Here is a 6,258-nt window from a genome sequence, read left to right as displayed (position 1 = left end):
GACCCACCACCATTCCCATATATTCCAGAAAGTTTTAGCCAATACCTTTTTGTTATTCACTCGCTCCGCAGCCAAATATTAATTTCATCAATATTTTTATAACTTTACATTAATGAAAAGTTTTCTTTTTGCCGTTTATTCCAGGATTTTCCTCAGGCGTGAAGGGTTCCGGTAAACACTATTTTTACTAGTCGCTGTACGAGTCTTGATGGACATATTCACTCGATGAATTAACTCAGGAGAATACTTGTGACGACGTTAAAACCTTTGCTGGCCCGCAACCGCAGCTGGGCGCTGCAGAAGTGTCAGCATGACCCGGACTATTTCGAAAAATGGATCGACGGGCAGCGGCCCCACTCGCTGTGGATCGGCTGCTCCGACAGCCGCGTTCCCGCCGAGGTGCTCACCGGCAGCCAGCCCGGCGAGCTCTTTGTCCACCGCAATATCGCCAACATGCTCGATCCCGCCGACGATAACGTCATGAGCGTCCTGCAGTATGCCCTCGACTACCTTGAGGTGGAGCGGGTGGTGCTCTGCGGCCACTACGGCTGCGGCGGGGTGCAGGCGGCGCTCTCCCTGCCCACTCTGCCGCTGGCGCACGAGTCCTCGGCGCTGGCTCGCCGCATCGGCCAGCTGCGCCACACCCTGCATCACGAAATTGCGCAGATCGCTGATGAATGTTGTGTTGCGGCCTCCCCCGGCGCCAGTGCCAGCGCCAGCACCGACGCGGAGCGCTCTCGTCATGCGCTGGACGCCCTGGTGGAAGCCAACGTTCGCGCCCAGTTCGCCCGTCTGCTGGAGAGTGAACCGGTGCAGACGGTGCTCGCCAGCGGGCGACCGCTCAGCCTGCACGGCTGCGTCTACGATCTGGCTTCCGGCCATTTAACCACCCTCGTCGAACACCTCTCACCGCAGGAGCACGCCCCATGAACACGCTTCGTCAGGACTCTCTCGCCGGCATCGTCGTCTTCCTTGTCGCCCTGCCGCTGTGCCTCGGCATCGCCCAGGCCAGCGGCTTACCGCCCTTCGTCGGCCTGCTGACCGGCATTATCGGCGGCCTGGTCGTCACCGCTCTCAGCCCCTCCCGCTTCGCCGTCAGCGGCCCCGCCGCCGGACTGGTCACCATCGTCGTCGCCGCCATTGAATCCCTGGGTTCCTTCTCCCTCTTCCTGATGGCGCTGGTGCTGGCCGGCGTGCTGCAGCTGCTGTTCGGCATCCTGCGGGCCGGGCGCTTTATCTCCCTCGTTCCCGCCAGCGTCATCAAAGGCATGCTGGCGGCGATCGGCATCCTGCTGATTATGCAGCAGATCCCCGTTGCGCTCGGCAGCGCAGAAGAGACCGGGCTCGTTGATATCGTGAAGGGTAACGCCACCTTCTCCCTCAGTGCTATCGCCGTCGCCGCGGGCGGCCTGCTCGTGCTCTGGCTGTGGGGCTCGCCGCTTATCCGCCGGGTGAAGAGCCTGCGCTGGATCCCCGGGCCGCTGATCGCCGTCCTGCTCGGCTGCGTGACCACCCTGCTGCTGACCCATTTTGCGCCGCAGCAGCTGGCCGCTCTGCCGCGCATCACCCTGCCGGCGTTCGGCAGCCTCGGCGATCTGCTGGGCGAGCTGGAATCTCCGGCGTGGAGCGCGTGGCGCAATCCGTCGGTGTGGGTGGTGGCGGTAACCCTGGCGCTGGTCGCCAGCCTCGAAACCCTGCTCAGCCAGGAGGCGCTGAAAAAGCTGCGTCCGCAAAATCCGCCGCCTTCGCCGAACCGTGAAATGGTCGCCCAGGGCGTCGGCAACCTGCTCTCCGGTGTGCTGGGGGCGATGCCGATCACCGCGGTGATCGTCCGCAGCTCGGTGAACGTCAGCAATGGCGCGCAAAGTAAACTGTCGATCTTTATCCACGGCGTGCTGCTGCTGATCTGCGGTCTGTGGTTCAGCGGCCTGCTAACCTTAATCCCGCTCGCCAGCCTCGCCGCCGTGCTGCTGTATACCGGCTATAAGCTGGCGACGCCGCGGCTGTTCATCGAGCAGTTCCGCCAGGGTGCGGCGCAGTACGTTCCGTTCCTCGCCACCATCGGCGGGATTATCGCCTGCGGCATGCTGGCGGGGATCGGGATTGGTCTTGCCACCCAGATGGCGTTCAGCCTCTGGCGCAGCCATCGCCACTCGCTGCAGCTGGCGCGCTACGATGACCACTACGTGCTGCGCATCCAGCAGAATCTGACCTTTATGCACAATCCGCATCTGCTGGCCCTGCTGGCGAAGATTCCGGAAAAGAGCGTGGTGATCGTCGAGCACGACAGCGTCGGCTATATCGACCCGGACGTGCGGGCGGTGCTGGATGATTTTGCCGAGAACGCCCCGCAGCGCGGCATCCGCCTTAATCAGTGGCCGCTGGCCAGCCGCTGACCTTAACGGGCGGCTGGTCCGCCCGCTTCGCGACCCCTCCGATTGCCAAGCGCCGTGAAAAACCATGCTCTACACTTTCTGGGTTATCACGCCAACCCCAAGGAAATGAACATGACCATCATTAAAAGCTACGCCGCCAAAGAAGCGGGCGCCGATCTGTCGCTGTGGGAATACGATGCCGGCGAGCTACAGCCGGAAGATGTCGAAGTTGAAGTGGAATACTGCGGGATCTGCCATTCAGACCTGTCGATGATCGACAACGAATGGGGGATGTCGAGCTACCCGCTGGTGGCCGGTCACGAGGTGATTGGCCGGGTGGCGGCGCTGGGCAGCGCGGCGCAGGATAAAGGGCTGAAGATTGGCCAGAAGGTCGGCATCGGCTGGACGGCGCGCAGCTGCGGCCATTGCGACGCCTGCATCAGCGGCAACCAGATCAACTGTCTGGAAGGCTCGGTGCCGACCATTCTCAACCGCGGCGGCTTCGCCAATAAGCTGCGCGCCGACTGGCAGTGGGTGATCCCCCTGCCGGAGAGTATCGATCTGGCGTCCGCCGGCCCGATGCTGTGCGGCGGCATCACCGTCTTTAAACCGCTGCTGACCCACCACGTGACCGCCACCAGCCGCGTCGGGGTGATCGGCATCGGCGGCCTCGGCCATATCGCTATTAAGCTGCTGCGGGCGATGGGCGCGGAAGTGACCGCCTTCAGCTCCAACCCGGCGAAAGAGCAGGAAGTGCTGGCGATGGGCGCCGATCGCGTGGTCAACAGCCGCGATCCTGAAGCCTTAAAAGCGCTGGCCGGTCAGTTTGACCTGATCATCAACACCGTGGCGGTGGACCTCGACTGGCAGCCGTACTTCGAGGCGCTGGCTTACGGCGGCAATTTCCACACCGTCGGCGCGGTGATGAAGCCGTTCCCGGTGCCGGCCTTTACCCTGATCGGCGGCGACCGCAGCATCTCCGGCTCGGCGACCGGTAATCCGTCCGAATTGCGCACGCTGATGAAGTTTGCCGGGCGCAGCAAAGTGGCTCCGACCACCGAGCTGTTCCCGATGTCGCAGGTTAACGAAGCGCTGAAGCATGTTCGCGAAGGCAAAGCCCGTTACCGCGCGGTGCTGAAAGCCGACTTCTGATGGTTCTCTCCCGCCGGGCGGCCCGCTCGCCCGGCGTTTTCCCCGTCGCTTCATCAAACCGTCATCTCCCCGCCATGCCTCTGTAGTCATTGCTTCCCACAATCCGGGCTTCGATAAATGGCTGAACGAGATGCGCGTCACCATGAGAAAGACCTGGCTTCCCTGGCTGATCCTGTCGCCTTCCCTGCTGTTTTTACTGCTGTTTACCTGGTTCCCGCTGGGGCGTTCGATGTATGACAGCCTGTTTGATACCCGCATGGCCAGCGACGGCGCGCAGTACGTCGGGCTGGATAACTTCGCCCGCCTGTTTGCCGATAACGTCTTCTGGCAGTCGCTGGGCAATAACCTGCTCTATATCCTGCTGACGGTGGTGCCCGGGGTGACCCTCGCCCTGCTGCTGGCGGTCGCCCTGAGCGAGAACCATCGCGTCAACCGCTGGCTGCGCACCGCCTTTTTCTTCCCGATGATTATCCCGATGGTCAGCGCCGCCGCGCTGTGGCTGTTTATCTTTATGCCCGGCCTCGGCCTGCTCGACCACTATCTGGCGAAGCTGTTCGGGCCGATGAACAACAACTGGCTGGGGCGCAGCAACAGCGCGCTGCTGGCCCTGGCGCTGATCGGCGTGTGGAAGTTCGCCGGCTATTACATGCTGTTTTTCCTCGCCGGGCTGCAGAGCATTCCGGCCTCGACGCGGGAAGCGGCGCTGATGGAGGGGGCTACCCGCACGCAGGTCTTTTTTAAGGTCACGCTACCGCTGCTGCGCCCGACCCTGAGCTTTGTGATCACCACCGCGCTGATCTACTCCATCACCCAGATCGACCACGTGGCGGTGATGACCCGCGGCGGGCCGGACAACGCCACCACCGTGCTGCTCTATTACATCCAGAATCTCGCCTGGGATACCCACGACCTCGGCAAAGCCTCCGCCGCCACCTTCCTCACCCTGGCCGGGCTGTTCGCCTTCTCGCTGATTAACCTGAAACTGCTGGAGAAAGGAGCCCACTATGAGCGCTGAAATCTCGCCGCTGCTGGTCCGCACGCCCGCCGCCGCCCGTCCGCTGTGGCTGCGCCTGCGCCGCTCGTCGCCCTTTACGCTCACAGTATTAATGTGCTGCCTGGCGCTGCTGTGGGTCAGCCCGTTTATCTGGATGCTGGCGACCTCGTTCAGCGCTACCACCTTCGGCGACGATATGGCGTCGCTGCTGCCGCGCCTGCCGCTGACTCTCGATAACTTCCGCGACGCCTGGCAGAGCGCCGACTGGCTGAGCCTGTACGCAAACACCCTTATCTTCACCTTTGGCACCTTCTTCGTGCAGCTGTTGACCATCACCACCGCCGGGTACGTCTTCGCCTGCCACGAGTTTCGCGGCAAGCAGACGCTGTTTCTCCTGTTCCTGGTGCAGCTGATGATCATGCCGGTGGTGATGATGGTGCCAAACATGCTGACCCTGAAAACCTTCGGCCTGCTCAACACCCTTACCGGGGTGATGATGCCCTACTTCACCTCGGCGTTCGGCGTGTTCCTGATGCGTCAGGCGTTCCTCGCCATCCCGAAAGAGCTGGAGGAGGCGGCGCTGATGGAGGGCTGCCGCTGGTGGCAGGTGCTGTTCCGCGTGCTGCTGCCGATGTCCTGGCCGTCGGTGCTGGCCTTCGCCACCGTCAGCATTACCTACCACTGGAACGAGTACCTGTGGCCGCTGATGATGCTCAACGATCCCGATAAGCAGGTGCTGACCGTCGGGCTGGTCTCCTTCGCCATGGGCGCCGAATCCGGCGGCCAGTGGGGCACCATCGGCGCCGGGACGCTGATGGTCTGCCTGCCGCTGATGCTGGCGTTCATCCTTTTTCAGAAACAGTTCCTGCGGAGCTTCGGCTTCTCCGGGATCAAATAAGGAGTGATTCATGCTGTTAGCGCACATTTCCGATACCCATTTCCGCAGCCGCGGCGAGAAGCTGTACGGCTTTATCGACGTCAATGCCGCCAACGCCGACGTGGTCTCCCAGCTTAACGCGCTGCGCGAGCGCCCGGACGCGGTGGTGGTGAGCGGGGATATCGTCAACTGCGGCCGCCCGGAGGAGTATCAGGTGGCCCGCCAGATCCTCGGCAGCCTGAACTATCCGCTGTATCTGATCCCCGGCAACCACGACGACAAAGCCCATTTTCTCGAGCATCTTCACCCGCTGTGCCCGCAGCTGGGCAACGATCCGCAAAATATGCGCTATGCGGTGGATGACTTCGCCACCCGCCTGCTGTTTATTGACTCCAGCCGCGCCGGCACGTCAAAAGGCTGGCTGACCGACGAGACCATCGGCTGGCTGGAGGCCCAGCTGTTCGAGGGCGGCGACAAACCGGCAACGATCTTTATGCACCACCCGCCGCTGCCGCTGGGCAATGCGCAGATGGACCCGATCGCCTGCGAAAACGGCCACCGTCTGCTGGCGCTGGTGGAGCGTTTCCCATCGCTGACGCGCATCTTCTGCGGCCATAACCACAGCCTGACCATGACCCAGTATCGCCAGGCGCTGATCTCCACCATTCCCGGCACCGTTCATCAGGTGCCGTACTGCCACGAAGACACCCGGCCCTATTACGACCTCTCTCCGGCCTCGTGCCTGATGCACCGTCAGGTCGGCGAGCAGTGGGTGAGCTACCAGCACTCGCTGGCCCACTACGCCGGGCCGTGGCTGTACGACGAAAACATCAGTTGCCCAACGGAAGAGCGCTAACCGC

At 62.6% G+C, this 6,258-nt stretch carries 6 protein-coding genes; all 6 read left to right on the top strand.

Annotated features, from left to right (window positions below; all coding sequences use genetic code 11):
* Positions 1 to 249 precede the first annotated feature (249 nt).
* A complete protein-coding gene (locus KHQ23_RS24355) occupies positions 250 to 930 on the top strand; it encodes a carbonic anhydrase (protein WP_023158961.1) in 681 nt (226 codons plus the stop codon).
* On the top strand, positions 927 to 2,396 hold the full coding sequence (locus KHQ23_RS24350; RefSeq protein ID WP_032435493.1) for a SulP family inorganic anion transporter: 1,470 nt from the start codon (positions 927 to 929) through the stop codon (positions 2,394 to 2,396). Before KHQ23_RS24355 ends, KHQ23_RS24350 begins: the two co-directional genes overlap by 4 nt.
* Positions 2,397 to 2,507: 111 nt before the next feature.
* Positions 2,508 to 3,527, top strand: coding sequence for an NAD(P)-dependent alcohol dehydrogenase (locus KHQ23_RS24345; RefSeq protein WP_038990355.1), 1,020 nt, complete (start codon positions 2,508 to 2,510; stop codon positions 3,525 to 3,527).
* A 130-nt stretch (positions 3,528 to 3,657) separates the two neighbouring features.
* Complete coding sequence (locus tag KHQ23_RS24340; protein WP_072198144.1) at positions 3,658 to 4,542, top strand: carbohydrate ABC transporter permease; 885 nt, start codon at positions 3,658 to 3,660, stop codon at positions 4,540 to 4,542.
* Positions 4,532 to 5,419 (top strand): carbohydrate ABC transporter permease, encoded by an 888-nt coding sequence (locus tag KHQ23_RS24335; protein WP_004894651.1) that lies wholly within the window; start codon positions 4,532 to 4,534, stop codon positions 5,417 to 5,419. The genes KHQ23_RS24340 and KHQ23_RS24335 overlap by 11 nt, the downstream gene beginning before the upstream one ends.
* Positions 5,420 to 5,429: 10 nt before the next feature.
* Positions 5,430 to 6,254: a phosphodiesterase gene (locus KHQ23_RS24330; RefSeq protein ID WP_004192335.1), complete on the top strand. Its 825-nt coding sequence runs from the start codon at positions 5,430 to 5,432 to the stop codon at positions 6,252 to 6,254.
* Positions 6,255 to 6,258 lie beyond the last annotated feature (4 nt).

Source organism: Klebsiella sp. 64 (assembly GCF_018223915.1).
GTDB classification, from domain to species: domain Bacteria; phylum Pseudomonadota; class Gammaproteobacteria; order Enterobacterales; family Enterobacteriaceae; genus Klebsiella; species Klebsiella pneumoniae.
This window is presented reverse-complemented; position numbering and strand designations above follow the sequence as displayed.

What these genes read in the sequence shown, in the direction of transcription:
- KHQ23_RS24350 (WP_032435493.1), top strand. Translation starts at nt 927, where the DNA reads ATGAACACGCTTCGTCAGGACTCTCTCGCCGGCATCGTCGTCTTCCTT.
- KHQ23_RS24345 (WP_038990355.1), top strand. Translation starts at nt 2,508, where the DNA reads ATGACCATCATTAAAAGCTACGCCGCCAAAGAAGCGGGCGCCGATCTG.
- KHQ23_RS24340 (WP_072198144.1), top strand. Translation starts at nt 3,658, where the DNA reads ATGCGCGTCACCATGAGAAAGACCTGGCTTCCCTGGCTGATCCTGTCG.
- KHQ23_RS24335 (WP_004894651.1), top strand. Translation starts at nt 4,532, where the DNA reads ATGAGCGCTGAAATCTCGCCGCTGCTGGTCCGCACGCCCGCCGCCGCC.
- KHQ23_RS24330 (WP_004192335.1), top strand. Translation starts at nt 5,430, where the DNA reads ATGCTGTTAGCGCACATTTCCGATACCCATTTCCGCAGCCGCGGCGAG.